The sequence below is a fragment of the Azospirillum himalayense genome, from assembly GCF_042657465.1.
Lineage (GTDB): Bacteria > Pseudomonadota > Alphaproteobacteria > Azospirillales > Azospirillaceae > Azospirillum > Azospirillum himalayense.
In genome coordinates this window covers 62,905-86,112 of the sequence record NZ_JBHSLC010000007.1, presented here as the reverse complement: position 1 = coordinate 86,112, position 23,208 = coordinate 62,905, and the positions used below count along the sequence as shown (strand labels likewise).

Here is a 23,208-nt window from a genome sequence, read left to right as displayed (position 1 = left end):
CAAGGAGCGGCCGGGGTGGCGGCCCATCGCGTCCCCTTACGCCAGCAGGCCCGTCATCACCGCGCGGAGCTGGGCCGGGCGCACCGGCTTGTTCAGCACGTGGCAGCCCCTGGCCTGCGCCTCCTCCACCACCTCGGCGGTGCGGTTGGCGGTGATGAGGACTGACGGAAGGTCCGCACCGCAGCGCTCGCGCACCCGCGCGATCTCGGTGAAGCCGATCACCCCGTCGTCCAGGTGGTAGTCCGCGAACAGCACGTCCGGCGCCACCGCCCCCAGCCCGGCCAGCGCCTCGTCGCCCGACGCCGCCGTGGCGACGCTGCACCCCCAGCCCTCCAGAAGCGCGCGCATCCCGGCCAGCACCGCCGGTTCGTTGTCGATCACCAGCACCCGCGTGCCGGCCAGCCGGTTCGAGGCCGTCTGCACCGGCGCCTCCAGCGCGCGCACCGGGCGGGCGTAGCGCCCGAAGGGCACCGTCACCGCGAAGACCGAGCCCCGGCCCGGCTGGGAGCGCACGGTGATCGGGTGGTCGAGCATCCGCGCCACCCGCTCCACGATGGCGAGGCCGAGGCCCATGCCGCGCACCCGCTCGTTGGCGCAGGGCGTGTCGAGGCGGCGGAATTCCTGGAAGATCTCATCCAGCTTGTCGGCGGGCACGCCGGGGCCGGTGTCCCACACCTCGATCCGCAGGCCCTCGCGCGTCCGTCGGCAGCCGACCAGCACGCGCCCGGCGCCTCCTTTCGCCCCCCTCTTTGCCTGGGTGTAGCGCAGGGCGTTGGACAGGAAGTTCTGCAAGATCCGGCGCAGCAGACGGATGTCGCTGCGCACCACGGCGTGGCTGGGAACGACGCAGAGGTCCAGCCCGCGCTCCTTCGCCACCGCCGCGTATTCGGTGGCCAGCGCGCCGAACAGGCTCTTGATCGGGAAATCGGCGATCTCCGGCCGCACCGCCCCGGCGTCCAGCTTGGAGATGTCCAGCAGAGCCGACAGCAGGTCCTCGACCGAGGCCAGGGCGACGTCGATGTTGTCGACCAGCCCGCGGTTCGGCTCCGGCTGCTCCAGGTCGCCCAGCGCCGAGACGAACAGCCGTGCCGCGTTCAGCGGCTGCAGCAGGTCGTGGCTGGCCGCCGCCAGGAAGCGCGTCTTGGACAGGTTGGCCTGCTCCGCCTCCGCCTTGGCGAGCCGCAGCGCCTCCTCCGCGGCGATGCGCTCGGCGATCTCCTGCTGGAGCTGGCCGTTGAGCCGGGTCAACTCGGCGGTGCGCTCGACGACGCGGCGCTCTAGGCTGTCCTTGGCGTCGGCCAGAGCCTCCGCCGCCATGCGCCGCTCGGTGATGTCGTGGATCAGGCCGAAATAGCCCAGCACCTCCGGCTTGCCGCCGCCGCGCCGCTCGCCGAAATGCGGGATGTAGGTGGCGACGGCGTAGCGCGGCGACCCGTTCTCGCCGGGCAGCTCCAGGTCGAAGGTGACCTCCTCGCCGGCCAGCGCGCGCAGCACGTAGGAGCGCCGCACCTCGTAATAGAGGTCGCCCAGCGCCGCCCACATGGGCTGGCCCTCGATCTCCTCGCGCTTGCGGTTGAACCAGCCCTCGTAGGCCTTGTTGACGAAGCGGAAGCGTTGCTCGGCGTCGACATAGGCGATCAGCGCCGGCACCGCGTCAGTGACCAGCCGGATGCGCTCCTCGCTGTCGCGCAGCGCCTGCTCGGCACGCTTGCGCTCGGTGATGTCGGTGAAGGTCAGGACGAAGCCGCCGCCCGGCATGGGGTTGCGGCTGATCTCCAGCACCGTGCCGTCCAGCCAGGGCTGTTCGACGAGGCAGCTCGGCATCATCAGAGCCTTCAGCGACAGGCCATGGTCGCCGAGCGCCGCGTGGTGCAGCACGAAGTCGGCGAAGCCCGCCCCGCGTTCCGCCACGTTGGCGGGCAGGCGCAGCAGGCCGGTGAAGCGCTCGTTCCAGGCGACCAGCCGCTGGTCGCGGTCGTACACCCCGACGCCCTGGGCGATGTTGTCCAGCGTCGCCTGGAGGAGGGCCGACTTCTCGGCCAGCTCGCGCTCGCGGCGGCGGGTCTCATGCTCCTTGATGTCGGTGATGTCGGTGTAGACCCCGACCACGCCGCCGTCGCGGGTCCGCCGCTCGTTCACCTGGACCCAGCGCCCGTCGGCCAGCCGGTAGACGTAGGGGCCCTTCAGCGCCCGGTGCTGGGCCAGCCGCTCCGACAGCCAGCGGTCGGGCCGCGGGTAGGCGTCGGCGATGGTGCGCGAGGAGGCCGCCAGCTCGGCGATCTCCTGGAAACGGATGCCCGGCAGGATGCGGTCGCGGATCTCCGGCCACAGGGCCAGATACTTGCTGTTGCACAGGACCAGCCGGTCGTCGGCGTCGAAGATGGCGAAGCCCTCGTTGACCGACTCGATGGCCTCCGACAGGCGGCCGCGCATGGTGTCGGCCAGCTCCTTGGCGCGGGCCAGCGCGCGGTGGCTGTCCTCCAGCTCGCGCAGGGCGCGCTCCAGCTCCAGCGTGCGCTCGCGCACCTTCTGCTCCAGGACGATGGCGGTCTGGAACAGGGAGAAGGCGCCCCCCTGCACGTCCATCGACCGCTCGACCCGGTCCATCAGCACCTGGTTGATGCGGCGGAGCTTGGCGTTCTCGCGCTCCAGCGCCTCCAGCCGCTTGTCCTCGCCGGCGGGCGGAAGGGGGGCCGGGAGGGTGGCGGGTGGCGGGTCGGTGGAGGGGCGGGACGGTTCCCGCCAGTCGAAGATGAGCGTCATCGCGCACCTATCGCGACACCGGTGAAGGTCTGGTTGACGTGCATGGCGTTGTACTGCTCGCCGTAGGCGCAGAAGCCGACGACGTTGTGCCGCGCCAGCGCCGCCGACATGACGTGCTTGAGCTGCCGCTGCTCCAGCTCCAGCCGGCGCAGGATGCAGTCGCAGCCGAGCACGAGGTCCGGCGGCCCGCCGACCTCCGCGGCCAGCTTGCGCATCATCTCCTCCAGGTTCTCCACCGGGTCGACGCCGCGCGCGACGGTCAGCACGATCCCTTCGTCGATGGCGCAGTAGAAGGTCAGGCTCTCGTCGTCGTTGACCTTCTGGATGGAGCGGACATGGTACTCGCCCCCCACCCGCACGACGACGGGATAGGCGGCGAAGATCAGGGGAGTCAGCGGCTCCCCCTCCAGCCCGACCATGCGGGCGTATTCGCGGCCCGCCGGCTCGGCGTTGATCTCGGTGACGATGCGGCGCTGCGGATCGGCCCCGGTCACCACCATCTTGGCGTCGGACGCCACGAAATGCTCGGTCCGGAAGACCACGAAGCGGCGCGCCGTGGTGACCAGCATCAAAACGGCGGCGTTGGTGTGGAACCGCCCCTCGTGCAGGACGAAGGTGCGCTCGAAGCGCAGCTCGTCCCCGGCGGAGCCGCCGAACAGCGGGATGTCCATCAGCACGCTGTGCAGCGCGCTGACCACCATCTCCTCCGCCCGCGACATGCCGTCGATCATCAGGAAGGCGAAGCTGCCATGGTCGGGGAAGGCGTCGGCGCGGGCGGCCAGCGCGACGTCGCGCTGCTCCATCAGGCTGCGCAGGACGCGCGGCGCGTCGGCGATGGAGAAGCGGTCGAGGTCGTCGATGCGCTGGGTGGCGATGGTGAAGTCGGCGCGCGGAAAGCCGATCCCGACCAGCGACCCGGCGGCGTAGCCGAAGGGCGTGATCTCGCCCGCCGTGGTGCAGCCGACCACCGGCACCGGCCCGAACAGCTCGGCCAGGGCCGCCGCCAGCTCCACCCGGTCGTAGTGCGCGGAGCAGAAGACCAGCACCATCTCCAGTTCGGCGACGGCGGCGGGGTTCCGTCCGCACAGCCCTTCGAAGAGGTCCCGCGCGGCGGCGCGGGCATCTTCCGCCATCGAGACGGCCCTCGGCAGGGATGGGCCGGGCAAGGAGGCGTTGGGCGGAGCGTCGGAGAGGAGAGCGTCCGAGGCCGGATGGCTGGTCACAATGCGGGTCCCGAAAAGCATCGGCATGGCATCCAACACCCCAGACCGCCACCCGACGCCGGAACACCGGCCGGGGAACGTGGGCGGATGACCTATAGGTTACTTCACCACCGCCCGCCGGGCAAAGCCGGCGCGGGGGTATGGATATGCGACCATGGTCTAAGAACGCTTGGCTTTGCCTGCGCTCAGCCGGTCCGGCGCGCCATCGCCTCGCGGCCGCGCGCCGGGGTGCTTCGCTTCTTCCCTTCGCCCGGCGGGATGCCGTTCATCAGGAAGCGCAGCGTCGGCGAACGGCGGACCAGCCCGTGATGGACCGCCAGCGGCACGAACAGGCCGACCACGGTGATCGCGGCGAACTCCAGCAGGGGCGGGGCGGTGACGGCCAACAGGGCGAATCCGGCGGCCATGACCACCAGATGGTGCAGCAGGTAGATCGTGTAGGAGGCCTGCGACAGCGCCCGCACCCGGCGGTTCTCCGCCGAGAAGAAGGACTGCGTCAGGCCGAGGACGAAGCGGAAGGCCGACCAGGCGGCGACGGCGCGCAGCGCCTCGTCGAGGAAGCGCACCGGCATGGGCTTCTCCACGCCGACCATGCCGATGTGGATGGCGAAGCAGGCCAGATAGGTCAGCGCCACGCCCCAGCTCGCCCTGGCGTAGCGCGCGGCCCCGCCCGGCCAATGGGCGATCAGCACGCCGACCGCGAAGAAGCCCGCCGAAATGACGATGCTCACCGCCGTCGAGTTGGTCGGCACCAGCGGCGTCACCAGCCGGTCGGAGATGTTGTCGAAGCCCAGCACCCCCATCATGACGAGGCTGAGCAGGAGCGGCGGCAGCCAGTCCGGCGGATCGGCCAGCCAGCGGGCCAGCCCCGGCGCGCGCTCCGCCAGCCGCCGGTGCAGCGCGACCAGCAGCGGGTAGGTGAGGCAGAGCGCCAGCACGCTGATGAACAGCTCGACCAGGAACCACAGGTGATAGACGAGCCCGCCGCTCCAGAAGGCCGCGGGGATGGTCTGGGTGAGGAACTCGCCAGCGGTCAGGCCGGGGTCGATCGCGCGGCTTTCCATCCACAACTGCGCGACGTTCAGCGTCGCCGCCATGGCGACGAGCGGCACCAGCAGCCGCGAGGCGCGCGAGGTCAGGGTCGCCCGCGGCCCGTGGCGGCGCAGGCTGTGGGTGATCAGCAGGCCGGAGATCAGGAAGAAGGCCGGCATGCGGAAGCTGTGGATGAAGTCCGCGAACAGCCCGATCCAGGCGATTCCGTCGGGCGAGTTCATCACCCAGTCGTAGCCCGGCGAGTAGATCAGCGCGGCGTGGTAGGGCACGCCGAGGATCATCAGCAGGCTGCGCGCCGCGTCCAGCGAATGATCCCGTGTGCCGCCCAGTCCAATTGATACGCCCGCCGCCGCCATCGCCCTCACCTTTCGGGGTCTCTTTCGTTTCGCCTCTCCGAACGAACGCGCCAGGGCATCGTCCGGATGCGCTAGGAGCGGCGGCGCATTCGGGGAACCGAGGTGGGGGTAAGCCGTTCTTGCCGGTTGCGCTCCGTCCGCCCCGGCGCACGCCGAGGGTTCACGACGCAAGGTTTCAAGACGCAAGGGTTCACGGCGATGGCCTGACCCTGTTACAAGACCGCTGCGGAGCGCTCGCATTCACGCGGGTGGCGCCGTCGTTCGCGCCCGTATTTCCGCGGGTGGCTTTTGGAGGATTCCGTCATGCTCTGGCTCGCCGCCTACATTGGCAGCGTACTCGCCATCAACTACGCCTTCAGCCTCGCGCCGCATCTCGACCTCGTGTGGTCGTGCTGGGCCGGGTTGATCTTCATCCTGCGCGACATGGTCCAGGTCCGCTACGGCCACTGGTCGCTGGCCGCCATGCTGACCGCCACGCTGCTGTCCTTCCTGCTGGCCGACCCCTTCGTCGCGACGGCCAGCGTCACCGCCTTCGCGGTGTCGGAGCTGATCGACTGGGGCGTCTTCACCGTCACCCGCCGCCCGCTGCGCGACCGGCTGTGGATCAGCGCCGCCCTGTCGGTGCCGGTGGACACGGCGCTGTTCTTCGGCATGCTCGGCATCTGGGACCCGGCCGTCTGGGCGGCCAGCCTCGCGTCCAAGCTGGCCGGCGTGTCGGCGGTGTGGATGCTGATGCGCGCCCGTTCGGCGCGGCTGGCGACGGCCTGACGCCGAAAGGTTTGGCAATCGCCGACTCGGTGAGGCGCCGGTTCCGCCGCGGGTTTTCCGGCGGGACCGGAGGTTCGCGGCGTCGGCGATTGCCAAAAGCACCCGAGGCCGTCAGACCACCGAGGCCACCGTCCCGGAGGTCTGGCGGGGGCTGGGCGCCTCGTCGGGAATCTCGACCAGGAAGATGGCGCCGCGTCCCGGGCGCGACAGCACCCGCACCCGGTAGCCGAGCAGCCGGCTGAGCCGCGCCACGGTGGCGAGGCCGAGACCGAGGCCCTTGCGCCGGTCGCGCTCGGGATTGCCGATCTGGTAGAAGTCCTCGAAGATCAGGTGCAGCCGGTCCTGCGGGATGCCGGGGCCGGTGTCCTGCACCTTGATGGCGGTGAAGCCGCGCGCCTGCCGGCAGGTTACCCGGATGGTGCCGCTGTGCGTGTATTTCAGCGCGTTGCTCAGCAGGTTGCGGACGATCCGCTCCAGCATCGCCGGGTCGGTCGTCACGCGGGCGCCGCCACAGGTGACGCGGAAGCCCAGACCCTTGCCGGCGGCCTCCAGCCGGCCCTCCTCGCAGATTCGCTCCAGGAAGACGGGCAGGTCCAGTTCGGACAGCTGCGGGCTGATCACGCCGGTTTCCAACGTGGCGATGTCCATCAGCGAGTTCAGCAAGCGTTGGGTCGCCTCGAACCCGTCGCGGGCGGCGTCCACCAGCTTGCGCAGCCGGGGGGCGTCCGCCTGTTCGCCGATCATGTGCAGATAGATGCCCAGCGTCTGGAGCGGCTGGCGCAGGTCGTGGCTGGCGGCGGCGAGGAAGCGCGACTTGGCGGCGTTGGCCTGCTCCGCCTCCGCGCGCGCCCGCGCCAGCGCGTCGTAGCTGCGGCGCAGCTCCGCCATGCGGTCGCGATCCTGCAGCACGGAGTTGACGGTGGCGACCAGAAGCAGGGTGATGATCAGGCCGGCGAACAGCACCGCCCGCGGCGTGGCGCTGGCCACGCTCTCCTCGAAGGCGTGGGTGCCGGACAGGACGAGCGTCCAGGGACGGCCGAACACCTCGACGTAGAGAACCTCCTGAAAAGCGGCATCCTGGGTGATCGCGGAATCGAACATCAGGGAGTCCGACGTGGCCTCCGTCCCGTCATGGACACGGATGTCCAACAGTTGGGACGCGCCCTGGCCCATGATGCTGCGCATCAGGTCGTGCGCGCGGAAGGGGCTGTAGACGAAGCCCAGCAGCGCCTCGCGCCGGTCGGCGGCGGTGGTCAGGGGCAGGGTCTGGTCGTAGACGGGCACATAGATGAGGAAGCCCGGCTGCACATCCTCCTCGGTTTCCTGCACCAGCCGCAGCCGGGCGGTCGCCGCGGCGGTGCCGCTGACGCGTGCGCGCTCCATGGCGGCCTGGCGGGTCGGCTCGGCGTGCATGTCGAAGCCGAAGGCCCGCAGGTTGCGGCTGGCGAAGGGCTCGATGTAGACGATGGGGAAATACTCGGGCCGCTCCCCCTCCGGCGTCACGCGGTAGCTGTAGAAGCCGGCGGCCTGCAGCGACGCCTCGTGCTGCTCCCGGTCGGGCGCCTTCACGCGCTTGGCGTAGCCGATGCCTTGGATGCCGGGATAGCGGTCCTCCACATGCAGGCCGGTGACGTAGGCCCGCCATTCCGTGCGGCTGACCTGCCCGCCGCCGGCGTCCACCATCGCTACGGCGCCCTGGAGCATCTGCTCGTAGGTGTCGAGCCGCGCCGTGACGTCTCCGGCCAGATCGCGGGACAGCGCGCGGAAGCGCGCCTCGGCCAGCCGGTGGTTCTGCTCGGTCAGCAGCCACCAGACGAGGCCGGTCAGCAGCAGCCCCAGCCCGAAGACCACCCAGCTTTCCCATGAGCGCAACAGCCGCCCGTCGGGAACGGTGGCGCGCTTGCGCTTCGGCCCGTTGTGCCTTGCCTTGGGTGGCGTGGCGGGCGCCGGCGGTAAGGGAACGTCCATGCCGGTCCGGCCGGTCACGCCGTGCCGGCGGGCTGTTCCCGCAGGACCTTGGTCAGCACCGCCTGGAGATGGGGCGGCAGCACCGGCTTCTGCAGGACGGTCAGCCCACGGGCGCGGGCGTCGCGCAGGCCTTCGGTGGAGGTGTCGCCGGTGATGATGACGCCCGGCACCTCGGCCCCGGCCTCCGCCCGGATGCGGTCGATGGCCTGCACCCCGGTACGCCCTTCGCGCAGCCGGTAGTCGGCCAGGATGGCGTGCGGCGTTTCCCCGGCGACGGACAGGCGGTCGACGGCCTCGCCCTCGCTTTCGGCGGTGACGACACGATACCCCCACATCTCCAGCAGGAGATTGAGGGCCTGTAGAACCGTCCGCTCGTCGTCAATCACCATGACGAGCTTGTCCTGGTCGTCGTCACCCGCGGGAGTCACTGCGTCCAATCCATCCGTTCACAAAGGCCGGTGATTATACAGACCAACAGGCCGGACCAACAGGCATCCGGCCAGAAAAGAGTACCGCACCCGTGAGATGGGCGCCATGCAGAGGGGCGGCTGTGTAGCACAGACGATGGTTTGTTCGGTCAGTACATTTGTCCTATTACCTCCATTGCGCGCCTATGGCCGGCGCGGCAAAGCCCCGCATTCCTGGCGGGTTCGATCAAAAGCATTGAGCTGGCGAAGCGCATCGTCCATTCTTCCGGCCCTCCGGACAGTCCTATGACCTTCCTTCGAGCGACCAATATCTTCGGGCGGCGGCAATGACGGGCGAACGCATCTATCTGTACGACACCACGCTGCGCGACGGGGCGCAGACCCAGGACGTGGATTTCTCCGTCGCCGACAAGATCGCCATCGCCCGCGACCTCGACCGGCTGGGAATCGACTATGTGGAGGGCGGCTGGCCCGGCGCCAACCCGACCGACGACCAGTTCTTCGCCGAGGCGCCGGACCTCGCCCGCTCGACCTTCACCGCCTTCGGCATGACCCGCCGTCCCGGCCGCAGCACCGCGAACGACCCGCAGCTTGCCGCCCTGATCCAGTCGAAGGCGCGCGCCGTCTGCATCGTCGGCAAGACCTGGGACTTCCACGTCGACGTGGCGCTGGCCATCCCGCGCGAGGAGAACATCGAGCTGATCGCCGACAGCATCGCCGCGCTGAAGGCCGCCAAGGGCGAGGCGCTGTTCGACGCCGAGCATTTCTTCGACGGCTACAAGCGCAATCCGGCCTACGCCGCGTCCTGCATCAAGGCCGCCTACGAGGCGGGGGCGCGCTGGGTCGTGCTGTGCGACACCAACGGCGGCACGCTGCCCCACGAGATCGACGCGATCGTCCGGCAAGTGATCGAGGAGCATGGCATCCCCGGCGACCGGCTGGGCATCCACTGCCACAACGACACCGAGAACGCCGTCGCCAACTCGCTGGCTGCGGTGCGCGCCGGGGTGCGGATGGTGCAGGGGACGATCAACGGGCTGGGCGAGCGCTGCGGCAACGCCAACCTCGTGTCGCTGATCCCGTCGCTGATGCTGAAGATGGGCTACGACGTCGGCATCAGGCCCGCCGATCTGCCGCTGCTGACCGAGATCAGCCGCAAGTTCGACGAGCGGCTGAACCGCGCGCCCAACCGCCACGCTCCCTACGTCGGCGCCAGCGCCTTCGCCCACAAGGGCGGGCTGCACGTCTCCGCCGTGGAGAAGGACCCGTCCTCCTACGAGCATGTCGAGCCGGAGGCGGTCGGCAACCGTCGGCAGATCGTCATGTCGGACCAGGCGGGCCGCTCCAACGTCATCGCGCGGCTGCGCGAGATGGGCATGGCCGTGGATTCGAAGGACGAGCGGCTGAACCGCCTGCTCGACGTCGTGAAGCAGCGCGACACCGAGGGCTACGCCTACGACACCGCCGAAGCCAGCTTCGAGCTGCTTGTCCGCCGCGAGCTGGGCGAGGTGCCGGACTATTTCACCCTGAAGCGCTTCCACGTCACCGACGAGCGCCGCTACAACGCCAAGGGCGAGCTGGTGGTCGAGTCCGAGGCCGTCGTCCGCGTGAAGATCGGCGGCAAGGAGTATCACGAGGTGGCGTCGGGCAACGGCCCGGTGAACGCGCTGGACACCGCGATGCGCAAGGCGCTGGAGCCGCTGTACCCGCTGCTCGACGGGGTGAAGCTGTCCGACTACCGCGTGCGCATCCTGGCCGCCAAGGACGGCACCGGCGCCATGCCGCGCGTGCTGATCCGCTCGCGCAACGGCGACGGGCAGGAATGGTCGACGCTGGGCGTCTCCACCAACATCATCGAGGCGTCGATGGAGGCGCTGGTGGACAGTTACACATTCAAGCTGTTTAAAGGCGGCGCAACACCGCGAAGCTGAGACCAACGTTCCGATCATGACCTCCGGCAAAGACCCCACCCGGCCCTCCGTCCTCGGCGGCCCGACCATCATCCTGGTGCAGCCCCAGCTCGGCGAGAACATCGGCGCCTGCGCGCGGGCCATGCTGAATTGCGGCCTGACCGAGCTGCGTCTGGTGAAGCCGCGCGACGGCTGGCCGAACGACAAGGCGGTGGCCGCGGCGTCGGGCGCCGATCCGGTGCTGGACGGGGCCAAGCTCTACGAGACGACGGCGGAGGCCGTGGCCGACCTGAACGTGGTCTTCGCCACCACCGTCCGCACCCGCGGGATGATCCAGGAGTTCGTCACCCCGCGCGTCGCCGCCACGGAGCTGCGCGCCCATGTCGAGGCCGGGCACAAGACCGGCGTGCTGTTCGGGCCGGAGCGCACGGGGCTGGTCAACGACGACCTGACGCTGGCTTCAACGCTGATCACCGTTCCGCTGAACCCGGCCTTCTCCTCGCTCAATCTGGCGCAGGCGGTCCTGCTGATCGGCTACGAGTGGTTCCAGACCGGCGAGACCCCGCCCGACCGTGTTCTGCACACCGGCCAGACCCGTCCGGCGACCAAGGCGGAGCTGGTGAACTTCTTCGAGCATCTGGAAGGCGATCTCGACCGCACCGGCTTCTTCACCTCGCCGGAAAAGCGCCCCTCCATGGTCCGCACGCTGCGCAACGCGCTGGAGCGGATGCAGATGACCGAGCAGGAGGTCCGCACCTTCCATGGCGTCGTCGCGGCGCTGACCGGGCGGCGCAAGGGCGAACCGTAACCCTCTTCCCTAACCTCTTCCCTTCCGGGGCCAATCGCTGCCTATACTGCCCCATGGAATACACCTTGCAGCATATGGACGTTGGCCTCGTCCTGCTCGACGGCGACCGGCGCGTGGTGTCGGTCAACGCCTCCGTGGCGCGGATGCTGGGGCGCGACCGTCCGCTGCTGGGGGCCAGCCTGCACGACCTGCACCCGCCGGGCAGCCGCGCCAAGGTGGAACTGCTGCTGGCCGCGGCGCACGACCCGGACTCCCCGGCGGTGGCCAGCTCCATGATGGTGGCCCTGCCGGGACGGACCATCGTGGTGAAGGCCACCGCCCTGCCGCCGGGCGGCGGGGCCGCGCTGGCCCTGATGCTGTTCGAGGTGACCGGGAAAGCGCTTCCCGAGCCGGTTCCGCCGTCGACCGCGGACGCGGCGCCCGAACCGGTCACGCCGCTGGTGAAGCTGCCGATCACGACGCGCCAGGGCGTGGTGCTGATCGACCCCGCCGACGCGGTCTATGTGCAGGCCGACGGCCATTACACGCGGGTCCACACGGCGGACGGCACCTTCTTCTGTTCGCTCTCCCTGTCGGATCTGGAGGCGCGGCTCGACGGGCGGCAGTTCGTGCGGGCGCACCGCCGCTATCTGGTCAACCTGCGCCACGCCCAGGCCATCGACCGCAGCGACGGGCGCGCCGCCTTCGTCATGGCCGCCCCCGGCTCTCCCCGCGTGCCGGTCAGCCGCGGCCGGATCGAGCAGCTGAAGAAGCTGTTGGCCCTTTAGCCTTTCCCCTCACGCGCATCAGGGTTGTTCCGGCCGCCCTGTGACTTCCGGTGTCGGTTGATCCGCCTCAATCGTCCAATGACGCCGCAGGCGTAGAACAAAGCCATGGCCGGCGCCCGCATCGGGTGGGCGCCACGATGACGAGGAGATACGGCCATGGCTTTCCTGGACGACGACCGCGCCTATGTGGACCAGCTCGTGGTGGAGTATTACGGCGACCGCCTGACCGGGCTCGCGCCGGAGCGTCTCGCCGCTCTGCACGCCCTGTTCGGCGAGGTGATGTGGCACGAGGGGATCGAGGCGCTGACCCCGCAGCGGCTGAACACGCTGCTGGAGTTCTCCGAGGAAGAGCTGTCGCACGCCGCCTGAATGGGGCGCCTGAATGGGCCCCTTGAATGGTAAGGGCGCGAACCGTTCGCGCAGGATTCCCGCCGTTCACGCCGTCCGCCCGCCGTTCGTGCAGCGGGTCTTGTTCCTGGACCCGCCTTCCGCGATGAGGGATGTCAACACAACCCTCTTCCGCAGGAAGCACGACCGTGGACGCAACCGACACTCCCGACCGCTACGTCTCCTTCAAGGGCATCGACTGCGAGGGCAACTCCCGCCGCATCATCGAGCGCCTGTACATGCACATCGACGACCCGGCCAAGACCAACGCCTTCTGGGAGCGCTTCCGGGCGAAGCTGGCCGTGGCCGACGATCCGTTGAAGCGTCAGGCGGACGGGCTGTGCCTGCTCTGCGCCAACGTCTATTACATCTCCGACCTGTTCGAAGAGTATGAGGACGAGGAAGGGCTGGCCATGCTGCGCCAGCTTGAGGACGAATGCTGCTGAGGCTTCGTGGGCCGACACGACTCATGGTTTGACAAGGCGCGCCGAATCCGTATAGTGCGCGCCTTCACTCCTGGGAAAGCGGGCGTGCCTCTTGTTTGCGCCCCGTCCGCGGCCTGTTCCGCGGAACTACCGGGACAAAACCAACTCGTGTTCCATCGAGGACCAAAATGGCCAAGCGTCAACAGTCCAAGTACAAGATCGACCGCCGCCTCGGCGTAAACCTCTGGGGCCGCGGCAAGTCGCCGATCAACAAGCGTGAGTATGGCCCGGGCCAGCACGGCCAGCGCCGCAAGAAGCCGTCCGACTACGGCCTGCAGCTCATGGCGAAGCAGAAGCTGAAGGGCTACTACGGCAACATCGGCGAGAAGCAGTTCCGCCGCATCTACGCCGAGGCCGTGCGCCGCAAGGGCGACACCGGCGAGAACCTGGTGGGTCTGCTGGAGCGCCGCCTGGACGCGGTGGTCTACCGCATGAAGTTCGCGCCGACCCCGTTCGCCGCGCGCCAGATCGTCAACCACGGCCACATCCTGGTCAACGGCCGCCGCCTGAACATCCCGTCGGCCCAGATCAAGGAAGGCGACACCATCGAGGTGCGCGCCAAGTCCAAGCAGATGGCCCTCATCCTCGAGGCCGCCGCCTCGGGTGAGCGCGACACCCCGGACTACCTGGAAGTCGACACGGGCGCCCTGAAGGGCCGCTTCGTCCGCGTCCCGCTGCTGGCCGACATTCCGTACCCGGTCCAGATGGAACCGAACCTGGTCGTCGAGTTCTACTCGCGCTGACCGTTCGGCCCAACCGACACGCGAAAGGCCGCGCCTCCGGGCGCGGCCTTTTTCGTTTGGGCCTTTTTCATTTGGGATGGGCGGCCGTGTTTCAGTACGGCGTCCGCAAAACCCCTTCGGACAGGGCCGCTCCGTGGAGAATGCGCAGAACCCTCAGCGCATCCGGCCCCTGGCGGCGGTAGTAGATCAGGTGACGGTCAAACCCGGCGACAGGCCACGCCCGTATGCCTCGAAGTGCCGGATTTCGCCAAAGCCGGGTCGATCCTATGTCGGGATGCTCGGCGATCCGGGCGAAGCTGCGGTCGATGGCGGTCAAAAAGCGTTCGGCGGCCGCCTCATCCCGAAGGCCGATGTAGGTGTAATGGTCGAGAATGTCCTTCCGCGCGCGTGGGCTCGGAAGGATGCGCATGGCTTTCAGATGTCTTTGCGGGTTGCGATCAGCGTGGCCCGGCATTCGGCCCGCATTGCCTCGGCATCCCACTCTTCGCCGTCTCCTTCAAGCCCCTCCAGCAAGGCGCCTTCCAGAGCTTCATCGGATGCATCGCGGGCATCGGCGGCGATGAGATGGGCAAGATAGGAGGCGACATCCTGGAAGCCGGCTTCGCTGGCGCGGCGTTCAGCCATTTGTTCGATGTTGCGCGGCAGAATCACGCTCATGCCCGTCTCCTTCACTCGGTTCAGGATAACAGCCGATTCCTGGAACGGGCAACGTCCACGCTGGTGGCGCGGTGGAAAGAAAAAGCCGGAACCCTTGCGGGTCCCGGCCTTGAGGTGCGGGGATCGGGGGCAATCCCCGCGGGGGAGAGGGATCAGGCGTCGGCCGTTTCCAGCGCCGGATAGTCGGTGTAGCCGCGGGCGTCGCCGCCGTAGTAGCTGGCCTTGTCCGGCGTGTTCAGCGCCGCGTTGCGGCGGAAGCGCTCCGGCAGGTCCGGGTTGGCGATGAAGGGTTCGCCGAAGCTCACCGCGTCCGCCGCGCCGGCGGCGATGGCCGCCTCGGCCTGCTCCTTGCTGTAGCCGCCGTTGATGATGAAGGGGCCCTTGAAGATCCGGCGCAGCTCCGCCGCGAGGTGCGGGGCGCCCTCCGGCGGGGCCATGTGGTGGCCGGGCTGGCCTTCGATGACGTGCAGGAAGGCGAGGCCGAAGGGGTTCAGCGCCTCGGTGACATGGGTGTAGAGCGCCCGCGGGTCGCTGTCGGCCATGTCGTTGAAGGTGCCGGTCGGCGACAGGCGCACGCCGACCCGGCCGGGACCGACGGCGGTGGTCACCGCGTCCACGATCTCCAGCAGGAAGCGCGCCCGGTTCGCCACGCCGCCGCCGTAGCGGTCGGTGCGCTTGTTGCTGCGGTCCCGCAGGAACTGGTCGATCAGGTAACCGTTGGCACCGTGGATCTCCACCCCGTCCAGCCCGGCGTCGAACACCGCGCGCTTGGCGGCGTCGGCGAAGGCCTTGACCAGACCGGGAATCTCGTCGGTTTCCAGGGCGCGCGGGGTGGGGAAGGGCACCAGGCCCTTGCTGGTGTAGGACTCGCCGGCGGCGGCGATGGCCGAGGGGGCGACCGGCAGGGCGCCGTTCGGCTGGAATTCCGTGTGGGAAATGCGGCCGACGTGCCAGAGCTGCGCGGCGATCAGGCCGCCCTTGGCGTGGACCTCCTCCGCGATGCGGCGCCAGGCGAGCGTCTGGGCGTCGGTGTGGATGCCCGGCGTGCTGGGATAGCCCTGGGCGGTGGCCGAGACCTGCGTCGCCTCGGTGATGATGAGGCCGGCGGAGGCGCGCTGGCCGTAATAGTCGGCCATCAGCGGGGTGGGGACGTTGCCCTCGCCCGCGCGGCTGCGGGTCATCGGCGCCATGATGACGCGGTTCGGCAGCTCCATGGAGCCAAGACGCAGCGGCGTGAACAGATCGGCGGTGGTCATGATGCGGTTGCCCTCTCGATTCAAAAATCGGGTCCCACGTTGGGGCGTCCCAAAGTGAGGTCCGGGGGTCCGCGGGTTGGGCGGCGCCCGGTATGTATGTGGGTACATACTTGTCAGCGCCATCCGGGCTTGTCAAGTATGCACGTGCATACCTATTATCATTTCAGCCGCCACACGGATCGGCGGCCAGTGAGAGGGCCTGTATCGTGGACAAGACCGACACCCCGGCCACCGCCCCGGCGATTGACCCGGCGATTGACCCAGCGATTGACCCAGCGATTGACGGTGGCTGTTGCGGCACCGGGACCGACGCGCCCGCGCGCAAGCGCGACCGTGAGGCGACCAAGGGCGTTCTGCTGGACGCGGCCAAGATGGTGTTCGCCGAGCGCGGCTTCGACGCCGCGACCACGCGCGACATCGCGGGCCGCGCCGGCGTGAACGAGCAGTTGATCCAGCGCTATTTCTCAGGCAAGGCCGGCCTGCTGCTGGCCGTCGTGGAACGCTACGGGCGCGAGGAGGGAAGCGGCTGCGCCATGCCGCCGCCGGGAGACGACCTGGAGGAGGATCTGGCGGCCTTCCTGCTGCACCAGCTCCGCCACGCCTGGAAGTGCCGCGACTTCACGCGGGTGATGCTGGCGCGCGCGCTGGTCGATCCGGACATCGCCAACGAGATGGCGCGCACCCTGTCGGAAAGCCGCATCCCCTGCCTGCTCAGCCGGCTGGAGATCTTCCGCGAGCGCGGGGCGATTGCGGCGGACGCCGACCTCGCCCACGTTGCGGCGGGCATCGCTACGCTCAGCTTCGGGCTGGGCTTCCTCGATCAGGTGGTGTTCGGGCGCTGCCCGGACCGCGTCAACGAGGTGGTGCGGACGCTCGCCCACACCATGGCCCACGGCCTCGCGCCGCGGGCCTGAGCCACTTCAATCGGCGCGGCAGGCGGCGGCGCGGGCCTGCTCCTCCCGGTTCTGCTCCGCCCGGTTCTGCTCGGCCCGGTTCTGTTCAGCGCGGGCCTCGGCGCGGGCCGCCCGGTGGGTAAACAGCGCGTCTGCCGAATAGAGCGCCAGCGCCACCCAGATGCAGACGAAGGCCAGGAGGTGGGAGGAGGTGAAGGCTTCCCCATAGACCGCGACGCCCAGCAGCAGCTGCCCGGTCGGGCTGATGTATTGCAGGATGCCGATGGTCGACAGCTTCAGCCGGGCGGCGCCGACCATGAACAGCACCAGCGGGATGGCGGTCACCGGACCGGTCAGGATGATCAGCAGGTCGGTGCCCAGCCCGTGGACGCCGAAATTTCCCAAGCCCTGGGCGTTCAGCCACAGCAGATAGGCGATGGCCGGCGGCACCAGCAGCACCGTTTCCACCAGCAGCCCGATCACCGGGTCGATGGCCGCCTTCTTGCGCACCAGCGCGTAGACGCCGAAGGACAGTGCCAGCGACAGCGCCACCCAGGGAACCTCGCCGTAGGACAGGACGAGGCTCAGGACGCCCACCGCCGCGATCACGACCGCCACGCCCTGCCGCTTCGACAGCCGCTCCTGAAGGAAGGCCATGCCCAGCAGCACGTTGATGATCGGGTTGATGTAGTAGCCGAGGCTGGACTGCACCAAATGGCCGTTGTTCACGGCCCAGATGAAGATGGTCCAGTTGCTGCCGATCAGCGCGGTCGTCACCAGGAAGATGCCCAGGCGCCGCCAGCTTCCCACCCCGCGCACGATGCCGGACAGGCCGCGCGTCGGCACCAGCCACAGCCCGACCAGCACCACGGTCCACAGCACCCGGTGGGCGACGACTTCCACCGCCCCGACGTTGCCGAGCTGCTTGAAGAAGATCGGCGCCACCCCTCCCCAGATCAGGAAGGCGGTCAGGGCGGCGGCGAAGCCCAGGGTGGCGGGGTTGCGCCCGTCGGCCTGCGGCGAGGAGGGGGAGGGAGTCTGGGCCATGACTCCCCTTTACCATGCCCAAGAAATGGGCGATAGGAACGCCCCCTCATGCCCGCACTGCGCGCCGGGAATGCCGCATTTCGCGCAGGGGTTTTCCCGCTCAGCCTCCTCCGCCGCCTGTGGTGCCGCTTCCGCTTCCGCTGCCGGTGGGCGCTGCGTTCCGGGGCATCGAACCGGACGACCCCGACGAGCCCCGGCCGATCGGGACGTTGGTGCCGACGCCCTCGTTGCGGACCAGCGCGCGGGCCTCGCGCAGCCGGTCCACGCAGCCGTCCGGGTCGCCCTTGCCGGCGGCGGACCGCGCCTCGCCGAGCAGTCCGCGCAACCGGTCCTTCTGCTCGCCGGTCAGGGCGGTGTGGTTGCGCCCGCCGGCCACCACCTTGTCGCCCAGAAACAGGTCGGAGAAGCGGGACACCTCGTCCCGGCAGGCGGTCAGCCGCTCCTGCTTGGGCACCGTTCCGTCCTGGCCCTGCGCCAGAGCGGGAAGAGCCATCAGAGCCAGCAGCGCCGCCGCTGGAAACACGCGCCTGTCCATGACCGGGCCTCCTTATCCGTGTCCTCTCCGTGCCGACACCTCCACGGAATCGTCGATGGAAAAACAAGGGTAGGCCGGGGCCTGTTCCGCCAAAGGAAAAGGGCCCCGCGGTGGCGGAGCCCTTTGTCACATCCCTTCGACGGGGATGGCCTATCAGGCGTTGGCGCCCGTCGCGACGCCCTTGTCGGCCAGCAGCGACTGCAGCTCGCCCGACTCGTACATCTCGCGCACGATGTCGCAGCCGCCGACCAGCTCGCCCTTGACGTAGAGCTGCGGGAAGGTCGGCCAGTTCGAGTAGTCCTTCAGTCCCTGGCGCAGGCCCGGGTCCTCCAGGATGTTGATGCCCTTGAACTTCACGCCGACGGTGCTGAGCACCTGGACGACGGCGGCGGAGAAGCCGCACTGCGGGAAGACGGGCGTGCCCTTCATGTACAGCACGACATCGTTGCCCTTGATGTCCTGCTCGATGCGATCCTTGACGTTCTGGTCAACCATGTCTCTCGGCCTTCTTACGATGTGGTCGTGTCTTGCGGGGTGTCTTGCGGGGACGCCGTCCTACACGCCTTCCGGCACGGCGGTGGTCAGGGCCAGGGCGTGCAGCTCCCCGCCCATTCGGCCCTGGAGGGCGGCGTAGACCATCTGGTGCTGCTGCACGCGCGACTTGCCCTTGAAGGCGGCGGAGGTGACCAGCGCGGCGTAATGGTCGCCGTCGCCGCGCAGGTCGGCGATCTCCACCGTCGCGTCCGGGATGCCTTCCCTGATGAGCTTCTCGATCACCGCGGCTTCCATCGCCATGGCCGTCATCCTGTTCCGTCAATCCCTGCCCATGCGGGCGCTGCCCGTATAATTAGGCGGAGCGGCCGGGTTTGTCACCGGAGAAGCGACGACATTCCGCGGTGCGAAGGGTTCGCGCCACCGGCCCCCACCCTGACCCTCCCCCGCTGCGCAGGGGAGGGGACAGAATTCCCTCCCCTGCGCAGCGGGGGAGGGAAGGGGCCCGCGGCGAAGCCGTGGGAAGGGTGGGGGCATGACACCACCCCAAAACGAAAAGGCCGGGCGATGGCCCGGCCTTCCGTTCATCGACCACTCAACCGCGTCCGATCACTCGGCGGCGGCCATGTAGCCGGGCAACCAAGCCTCGTTGGCCTTCTTCAGGCGGGCGATGGTGATCGCCTCGCCGCCGCGGCCGGTCAGGGCCGTGCCGTTGGTCTTGCCGAGCAGGCTCACCGGCACGCCGGCGGCCTTGGCCTTCTCCTGCACCGCGGCGGCCTTGTCGGCGCGGACGGCCAGGACGTAGCGGCCCTGGTCCTCGCCGAACAGGGTGCCGGCGTCGGCGCCGTCGAGGCCCGACAGATTGGCGCCGATGCCGCCGGCCATGGCCATCTCGGCCACGGTGACCAGCAGGCCGCCGTCCTGGATGTCGTGGCTCGACACCACCAGACCCTCGGCGATCAGGCCGCGGACGAACTCGCCGTTGCGGCGCTCCACCGCCAGATCGACCGGCGGCGGCGGGCCCTCCTCGCGGCCCAGGATCTCCCGCAGATAGAGCGACTGGCCGAGATGGCCGGTGCCCTCGCCCACCAGCAGGATTGTGTCGCCCTCGTTCTTGAAGGCGATGCCGACGGCGATCATGGCGTCCGGCAGCAGGCCGACGGCGCCGATGGCTGGGGTCGGCAGGATCGCCTCGCCGTTGGTCTCGTTGTAGAGCGACACGTTGCCCGATACGACCGGGAAGTCCAGCGCGCGGCAGGCGTCGGCCATGCCCTGGATGGCGCCGACGAACTGGCCCATGATCCGCGGCTTCTCGGGGTTGCCGAAGTTCATGTTGTCGGTGACGGCCAGCGGCAGGGCGCCGACGGCGGACAGGTTGCGGTAGGCCTCGGCCACCGCCTGGGCGCCGCCGCGCACCGGATCGGCGAGGCAGTAGCGCGGGGTGCAGTCGGTGGTGACGGCGATGCCCTTGCTCTGGCCGGGCAGCCGCACCACGCCCGCGTCGGCCTGACCGGACATGAAGCGGGTGTCGCCGTTCACGAGGCTGTCATACTGCTCCCAGATCCAGCGCTTGGACGCCTGATCGGGGCAGGACATGATCGTTTCCAGGATGTCGCCCAGCGACTTGTCCGCCGGCAGGGCGCGCACGGCGTCCTCCAGCTCCGCGGCGGCCGGGGTCGGCTCCCACGGGCGGTCGTAGAGCGGCGAGGCGTTGGACACCGGGGCGATCGGCATGTCGCACCAGGTCTGGCCGTGCATCTTGATGACCAGCTTGCCGTTGTCGGTCAGCGTGCCGATCACGGCGAAGTCCAGCTCCCACTTGTCGAAGATCGCCTTGGCGACCTCCTCGCGGCCGGGCTTCAGGATGATCAGCATGCGCTCCTGGCTTTCGGAGAGCATGATCTCGTAGGGGGTCATCCCCTCCTCGCGCATCGGCACGTCGTCGAGCACCAGCTCGATGCCGAGGCCGCCTTTGCCGGCCATCTCGACCGAGGAGGAGGTGAGACCGGCCGCACCCATGTCCTGGATGGCGACGATGGCGTCCGTCTCCATCAGCTCCAGGCAGGCCTCGATCAGCAGCTTCTCGGTGAAGGGGTCGCCGACCTGCACGGTCGGGCGCTTCTCCTCCGAATCCTCGCTGAACTCGGCCGACGCCATGGTGGCGCCATGGATGCCGTCGCGGCCCGTCTTGGAGCCGACATAGACCACCGGGTTGCCGACGCCCGCGGCGGCCGAATAGAAGATCCGGTCGGCCTTGGCCACGCCCACGGTCATCGCATTGACCAGGATGTTGCCGTTGTAGGCCGGGTGGAAGTTGGTCTCGCCGCCGACCGTCGGCACGCCGACGCAGTTGCCGTAATGGGCGATGCCGGCCACCACGCCCGACACCAGATGGCGGGTCTTGGGATGCTCGGGCGCGCCGAAGCGCAGCGCGTTCATGTTCGCGATGGGCCGGGCGCCCATGGTGAACACGTCGCGCAGGATGCCGCCCACGCCCGTCGCCGCACCCTGGAAGGGCTCGATGTAGGACGGGTGGTTGTGGCTCTCCATCTTGAAGATGATGGCGTCGCCGTCGCCGGCATCGACCACGCCGGCGTTCTCGCCGGGGCCGCAGATGACCTGCGGGCCGGTGGTCGGCAGCGTCATCAGCCACTTCTTCGACGACTTGTAGGAGCAATGCTCCGACCACATCACCGAGATGATGCCCAGCTCCGTGTAGGTCGGCTGGCGCCCCAGGATCTCCAGGGCGTTGTTGTATTCCCCTTCGGACAGGCCGAACTCGCGGGCCATCTCCAGGGAGACTGCGGGCTGCTGCGCGGTGGTCACGACAGGGCCTCCACCAGACCATCGAACATGGGCTTGCCGTCGGTGTTGCCATGGAAGGCGGACACCGCGTCCTCGGGGTGCGGCATCAGGCCGAGCACGGTGCGCTTGGCGTTGAAGATGCCGGCGATGTTGTCCAGCGAACCGTTCGGGTTCCAGTCGGTCGGGTTCCAGCGCGGGTCGGCGCTGCCCTCGTCGCTGACGTAGCGGAAGGCCACCTGGCCCTCGCCGTCCAGCCGCTTCACCGTCTCGGCGTCGGTCCAGTAGTTGCCGTCGCCGTGCGCCACCGGGTAGCGGACGATCTGGCCCTTGCGGTACTTGGCCGTGAAGGGGCTGTCCGTGTTCTCCACCCGCAGATGCACGGTGCGGCAGATAAACTTCAGCTTGGCGTTGCGCATCAGCGCGCCGGGCAGCAGCCCCGCCTCGGTGATGATCTGGAAGCCGTTGCAGATGCCGAGCACCCGCACGCCCTGATCGGCCCGCGCCTTGACCTCGCGCATGATCGGCGAGTGCGCCGCCATGGCGCCGGAGCGCAGATAGTCGCCATAGGAGAAGCCGCCCGGCACGAGGATGAGATCGACCTTGGGCAGTTCGGTGTCGCGGTGCCAGACCAGATGCGGCTTGGTTCCGCTGGCGGTCTCCAGCGCGGCGACGGCGTCGCGTTCGCGGTTGGAGCCGGGGAAAACGATGACGGCGGCCTTCATGGGGCTTGGAAAATCCGGCGTCGTGGGGGGAACGGTTCGAAGCCGGACACTAAAGGCCCCGCCCCGTCAAAGCAAGGGCAAGGACCCATTCCGCAAAGCGAAACCCCTCTCCCGCCCCGGGAGAGGGAGGGGCCCGCCGCTTGCGGCGGGAGGGTGAGGGTGCCGTCAAGGATCAGTGCCTTGATCCTCGCACGACCCTCACCCGCCTGCTTCGCAGGCACCCTCTCCCGGGGCGGGAGAGGGATTGCCGGACGTCATGGCCTGTTCGCGCAGCCAATCGGGGAAGGCGGGCGCCTCGGTGTGGCCGCGCTGGCGGCTTTCCAGCAGGTAATAGTGGCCGGACACCACCCCCTCGGCCCCCAGCGGCGCGGTTAGCCGGCCGGTCTCCAGCGGGCGTTCCACGAACAGCCGCGGCACGATGGCGACGCCCAGCCCGTCCTCCGCCGCCTGGATGGCGAAGTAGGTGTGGTCGACCTCCATCCGGTTGCGGAAGGCGTCCAGCTCCAGCCCGTGGGCCGTGCTCCAGGCCGGCAGCAGGTCGGCGCGGGCGCGGATGGTGATGACGGTCCGGCGGGTCAGGTCGGCGGGGCTGCGCAGCGTCTCCAGCCCCGGCAGGGACGGGCTGCACACCGGCACGCAATGCTCACGCATCAGGGGCAGCGGCTTCAGCCCGGCGAAATGGGCGGGGTCGCGGCGGATGGCGTAGTCGAAGGGCCGGCCGATGTCGATCGGGCCGGGGGCGGTGGACAGCGACACCGCCAGCTCCGGAAAGCGCTGCTGGAACAGGGGCAGGCGCGGCAGCAGCCAATGCATGGCGAAGGTCGGGATGCAGTCCACCCGCAGCGTCCGCCGCCCGTCGCCGTCGAGCAGCGTGTCGGTCGCCTGCTGGATCTCGGTGAACAGGTCGGCGATGCGGGTAAAGTAGCGCGCCCCGGCCTCGGTCAGCCGGACCTGCCGCTGGCTGCGGTCGAACAGGGGAACGCCGAGGAAGAGTTCCAGGCTGCGGATCTGGCGGCTGACCGCGCCGGGGGTGACGTTCAGCTCCTCCGCGGCGAGGCGGAAGCTGGAATGGCGGGCGGCGGCGACGAAGGCGCGCAGGGCGTTCAGCGGCGGAAGGCGGGAGGGCATCCGTTGAGTTTTTC

At 69.3% G+C, this 23,208-nt stretch carries 23 protein-coding genes; 8 read left to right on the top strand and 15 right to left on the bottom strand.

The features are described from left to right. Positions 1–36: 36 nt before the first annotated feature. The 3 genes from ACFPMG_RS05345 to ACFPMG_RS05335 all read right to left on the bottom strand — a co-directional run bounded on the left by ACFPMG_RS05345 (position 37) and on the right by ACFPMG_RS05335 (position 5,395). Entirely contained in the window at positions 37–2,763 is a 2,727-nt protein-coding gene (locus ACFPMG_RS05345; protein WP_376994166.1) for a NahK/ErcS family hybrid sensor histidine kinase/response regulator, read from the bottom strand. Continuing rightward, positions 2,760–4,013, bottom strand: a complete 1,254-nt coding sequence (gene nosP / locus ACFPMG_RS05340) for a nitric oxide-sensing protein NosP (RefSeq protein ID WP_376994165.1) — start codon at positions 4,011–4,013, stop codon at positions 2,760–2,762. The genes ACFPMG_RS05345 and nosP overlap by 4 nt, the downstream gene beginning before the upstream one ends. 158 nt (positions 4,014–4,171) lie before the next feature. Further along, positions 4,172–5,395, bottom strand: coding sequence for an acyltransferase family protein (locus ACFPMG_RS05335; RefSeq protein WP_376994164.1), 1,224 nt, complete (start codon positions 5,393–5,395; stop codon positions 4,172–4,174). Positions 5,396–5,698: 303 nt separating this feature from the next. Between ACFPMG_RS05335 and ACFPMG_RS05330 the strand changes: the two genes are divergently transcribed. After that, positions 5,699–6,163, top strand: coding sequence for a preQ0 transporter (locus ACFPMG_RS05330; RefSeq protein WP_376994163.1), 465 nt, complete (start codon positions 5,699–5,701; stop codon positions 6,161–6,163). Positions 6,164–6,274: 111 nt separating this feature from the next. On the opposite strand, the gene ACFPMG_RS05325 is transcribed toward ACFPMG_RS05330, so the two are convergent. Both ACFPMG_RS05325 and ACFPMG_RS05320 read right to left on the bottom strand, forming a co-directional pair. Beyond that, positions 6,275–8,131, bottom strand: a complete 1,857-nt coding sequence (locus tag ACFPMG_RS05325) for a CHASE domain-containing protein (RefSeq protein ID WP_376994161.1) — start codon at positions 8,129–8,131, stop codon at positions 6,275–6,277. Positions 8,132–8,145: 14 nt separating this feature from the next. Further along, positions 8,146–8,520 carry a response regulator gene (locus ACFPMG_RS05320; RefSeq protein WP_129557171.1) on the bottom strand — a complete coding sequence of 125 codons (375 nt, stop codon included), beginning with the start codon at positions 8,518–8,520 and terminating at the stop codon, positions 8,146–8,148. Positions 8,521–8,885: 365 nt separating this feature from the next. On the opposite strand from ACFPMG_RS05320, the gene cimA reads away from it, so the two are divergent. The 6 genes from cimA (at position 8,886) to rpsD (ending at position 13,659) form a co-directional block, all read left to right on the top strand. Beyond that, a complete protein-coding gene (gene cimA / locus ACFPMG_RS05315) occupies positions 8,886–10,490 on the top strand; it encodes a citramalate synthase (RefSeq protein WP_376994160.1) in 1,605 nt (534 codons plus the stop codon). A 16-nt stretch (positions 10,491–10,506) separates the two neighbouring features. After that, entirely contained in the window at positions 10,507–11,277 is a 771-nt protein-coding gene (locus ACFPMG_RS05310; RefSeq protein WP_376994158.1) for an RNA methyltransferase, read from the top strand. Between the two features lie 74 nt (positions 11,278–11,351). Next, the gene (locus ACFPMG_RS05305) at positions 11,352–12,044 is read left to right on the top strand and encodes a LytTR family transcriptional regulator DNA-binding domain-containing protein (protein ID WP_376994156.1); all 693 of its coding nucleotides are present in this window, start codon (positions 11,352–11,354) and stop codon (positions 12,042–12,044) included. Positions 12,045–12,200: 156 nt separating this feature from the next. Next, the gene (locus ACFPMG_RS05300; protein ID WP_109070032.1) at positions 12,201–12,413 is read left to right on the top strand and encodes a hypothetical protein; all 213 of its coding nucleotides are present in this window, start codon (positions 12,201–12,203) and stop codon (positions 12,411–12,413) included. A gap of 167 nt (positions 12,414–12,580) precedes the next feature. After that, a complete protein-coding gene (gene cowN / locus ACFPMG_RS05295; protein ID WP_014239500.1) occupies positions 12,581–12,877 on the top strand; it encodes a N(2)-fixation sustaining protein CowN in 297 nt (98 codons plus the stop codon). Between the two features lie 167 nt (positions 12,878–13,044). Continuing rightward, complete coding sequence (rpsD, locus tag ACFPMG_RS05290) at positions 13,045–13,659, top strand: 30S ribosomal protein S4 (protein ID WP_376994155.1); 615 nt, start codon at positions 13,045–13,047, stop codon at positions 13,657–13,659. A 91-nt stretch (positions 13,660–13,750) separates the two neighbouring features. On the opposite strand, the gene ACFPMG_RS05285 is transcribed toward rpsD, so the two are convergent. The 3 genes from ACFPMG_RS05285 to ACFPMG_RS05275 all read right to left on the bottom strand — a co-directional run bounded on the left by ACFPMG_RS05285 (position 13,751) and on the right by ACFPMG_RS05275 (position 15,572). After that, positions 13,751–14,068 carry a type II toxin-antitoxin system RelE/ParE family toxin gene (locus ACFPMG_RS05285; RefSeq protein ID WP_376994154.1) on the bottom strand — a complete coding sequence of 106 codons (318 nt, stop codon included), beginning with the start codon at positions 14,066–14,068 and terminating at the stop codon, positions 13,751–13,753. A 5-nt stretch (positions 14,069–14,073) separates the two neighbouring features. Then, positions 14,074–14,316, bottom strand: coding sequence for a hypothetical protein (locus ACFPMG_RS05280; RefSeq protein ID WP_376994153.1), 243 nt, complete (start codon positions 14,314–14,316; stop codon positions 14,074–14,076). A gap of 152 nt (positions 14,317–14,468) precedes the next feature. Next, entirely contained in the window at positions 14,469–15,572 is a 1,104-nt protein-coding gene (locus ACFPMG_RS05275) for an alkene reductase (RefSeq protein ID WP_376994152.1), read from the bottom strand. Positions 15,573–15,778: 206 nt separating this feature from the next. Here ACFPMG_RS05275 and ACFPMG_RS05270 point away from each other — a divergent pair, with 206 nt between their 5' ends. Next, entirely contained in the window at positions 15,779–16,486 is a 708-nt protein-coding gene (locus tag ACFPMG_RS05270) for a TetR/AcrR family transcriptional regulator (protein ID WP_376994150.1), read from the top strand. A 6-nt stretch (positions 16,487–16,492) separates the two neighbouring features. Here the strand turns inward: ACFPMG_RS05270 and rarD are convergent, their stop codons facing one another. From rarD to ACFPMG_RS05235, 7 genes are all read right to left on the bottom strand, one after another. Next, on the bottom strand, positions 16,493–17,512 hold the full coding sequence (gene rarD / locus ACFPMG_RS05265; protein WP_376994149.1) for an EamA family transporter RarD: 1,020 nt from the start codon (positions 17,510–17,512) through the stop codon (positions 16,493–16,495). A 100-nt stretch (positions 17,513–17,612) separates the two neighbouring features. Then, entirely contained in the window at positions 17,613–18,047 is a 435-nt protein-coding gene (locus ACFPMG_RS05260) for a hypothetical protein (RefSeq protein ID WP_376994147.1), read from the bottom strand. A gap of 153 nt (positions 18,048–18,200) precedes the next feature. After that, a complete protein-coding gene (grxD, locus tag ACFPMG_RS05255; RefSeq protein WP_014239508.1) occupies positions 18,201–18,542 on the bottom strand; it encodes a Grx4 family monothiol glutaredoxin in 342 nt (113 codons plus the stop codon). Between the two features lie 60 nt (positions 18,543–18,602). Beyond that, positions 18,603–18,842 carry a BolA family protein gene (locus ACFPMG_RS05250; protein WP_035671673.1) on the bottom strand — a complete coding sequence of 80 codons (240 nt, stop codon included), beginning with the start codon at positions 18,840–18,842 and terminating at the stop codon, positions 18,603–18,605. Positions 18,843–19,148: 306 nt separating this feature from the next. Then, positions 19,149–21,329, bottom strand: a complete 2,181-nt coding sequence (gene purL, locus ACFPMG_RS05245; RefSeq protein ID WP_376994317.1) for a phosphoribosylformylglycinamidine synthase subunit PurL — start codon at positions 21,327–21,329, stop codon at positions 19,149–19,151. 32 nt (positions 21,330–21,361) lie between these two features. Further along, positions 21,362–22,066: a phosphoribosylformylglycinamidine synthase subunit PurQ gene (gene purQ / locus ACFPMG_RS05240; RefSeq protein WP_376994146.1), complete on the bottom strand. Its 705-nt coding sequence runs from the start codon at positions 22,064–22,066 to the stop codon at positions 21,362–21,364. 198 nt (positions 22,067–22,264) lie between these two features. Beyond that, positions 22,265–23,194, bottom strand: a complete 930-nt coding sequence (locus ACFPMG_RS05235) for a LysR substrate-binding domain-containing protein (RefSeq protein WP_376994144.1) — start codon at positions 23,192–23,194, stop codon at positions 22,265–22,267. Positions 23,195–23,208: the final 14 nt, after the last annotated feature.

Excerpts from the sequence above, each read along its gene's own strand:
- ACFPMG_RS05345 (WP_376994166.1), bottom strand. The coding sequence starts at position 2,763 with ATGACGCTCATCTTCGACTGGCGGGAACCGTCCCGCCCCTCCACCGAC.
- nosP (WP_376994165.1), bottom strand. The coding sequence starts at position 4,013 with ATGCCGATGCTTTTCGGGACCCGCATTGTGACCAGCCATCCGGCCTCG.
- ACFPMG_RS05335 (WP_376994164.1), bottom strand. The coding sequence starts at position 5,395 with ATGGCGGCGGCGGGCGTATCAATTGGACTGGGCGGCACACGGGATCAT.
- ACFPMG_RS05330 (WP_376994163.1), top strand. The coding sequence starts at position 5,699 with ATGCTCTGGCTCGCCGCCTACATTGGCAGCGTACTCGCCATCAACTAC.
- ACFPMG_RS05325 (WP_376994161.1), bottom strand. The coding sequence starts at position 8,131 with ATGGACGTTCCCTTACCGCCGGCGCCCGCCACGCCACCCAAGGCAAGG.
- ACFPMG_RS05320 (WP_129557171.1), bottom strand. The coding sequence starts at position 8,520 with ATGGTGATTGACGACGAGCGGACGGTTCTACAGGCCCTCAATCTCCTG.
- cimA (WP_376994160.1), top strand. The coding sequence starts at position 8,886 with ATGACGGGCGAACGCATCTATCTGTACGACACCACGCTGCGCGACGGG.
- ACFPMG_RS05310 (WP_376994158.1), top strand. The coding sequence starts at position 10,507 with ATGACCTCCGGCAAAGACCCCACCCGGCCCTCCGTCCTCGGCGGCCCG.
- ACFPMG_RS05305 (WP_376994156.1), top strand. The coding sequence starts at position 11,352 with ATGGACGTTGGCCTCGTCCTGCTCGACGGCGACCGGCGCGTGGTGTCG.
- ACFPMG_RS05300 (WP_109070032.1), top strand. The coding sequence starts at position 12,201 with ATGGCTTTCCTGGACGACGACCGCGCCTATGTGGACCAGCTCGTGGTG.
- rpsD (WP_376994155.1), top strand. The coding sequence starts at position 13,045 with ATGGCCAAGCGTCAACAGTCCAAGTACAAGATCGACCGCCGCCTCGGC.
- ACFPMG_RS05285 (WP_376994154.1), bottom strand. The coding sequence starts at position 14,068 with ATGCGCATCCTTCCGAGCCCACGCGCGCGGAAGGACATTCTCGACCAT.
- ACFPMG_RS05280 (WP_376994153.1), bottom strand. The coding sequence starts at position 14,316 with ATGAGCGTGATTCTGCCGCGCAACATCGAACAAATGGCTGAACGCCGC.
- ACFPMG_RS05275 (WP_376994152.1), bottom strand. The coding sequence starts at position 15,572 with ATGACCACCGCCGATCTGTTCACGCCGCTGCGTCTTGGCTCCATGGAG.
- rarD (WP_376994149.1), bottom strand. The coding sequence starts at position 17,512 with ATGGCCCAGACTCCCTCCCCCTCCTCGCCGCAGGCCGACGGGCGCAAC.
- ACFPMG_RS05260 (WP_376994147.1), bottom strand. The coding sequence starts at position 18,047 with ATGGACAGGCGCGTGTTTCCAGCGGCGGCGCTGCTGGCTCTGATGGCT.
- grxD (WP_014239508.1), bottom strand. The coding sequence starts at position 18,542 with ATGGTTGACCAGAACGTCAAGGATCGCATCGAGCAGGACATCAAGGGC.
- ACFPMG_RS05250 (WP_035671673.1), bottom strand. The coding sequence starts at position 18,842 with ATGGCGATGGAAGCCGCGGTGATCGAGAAGCTCATCAGGGAAGGCATC.
- purL (WP_376994317.1), bottom strand. The coding sequence starts at position 21,329 with ATGGCCCGCGAGTTCGGCCTGTCCGAAGGGGAATACAACAACGCCCTG.
- purQ (WP_376994146.1), bottom strand. The coding sequence starts at position 22,066 with ATGAAGGCCGCCGTCATCGTTTTCCCCGGCTCCAACCGCGAACGCGAC.
- ACFPMG_RS05235 (WP_376994144.1), bottom strand. The coding sequence starts at position 23,194 with ATGCCCTCCCGCCTTCCGCCGCTGAACGCCCTGCGCGCCTTCGTCGCC.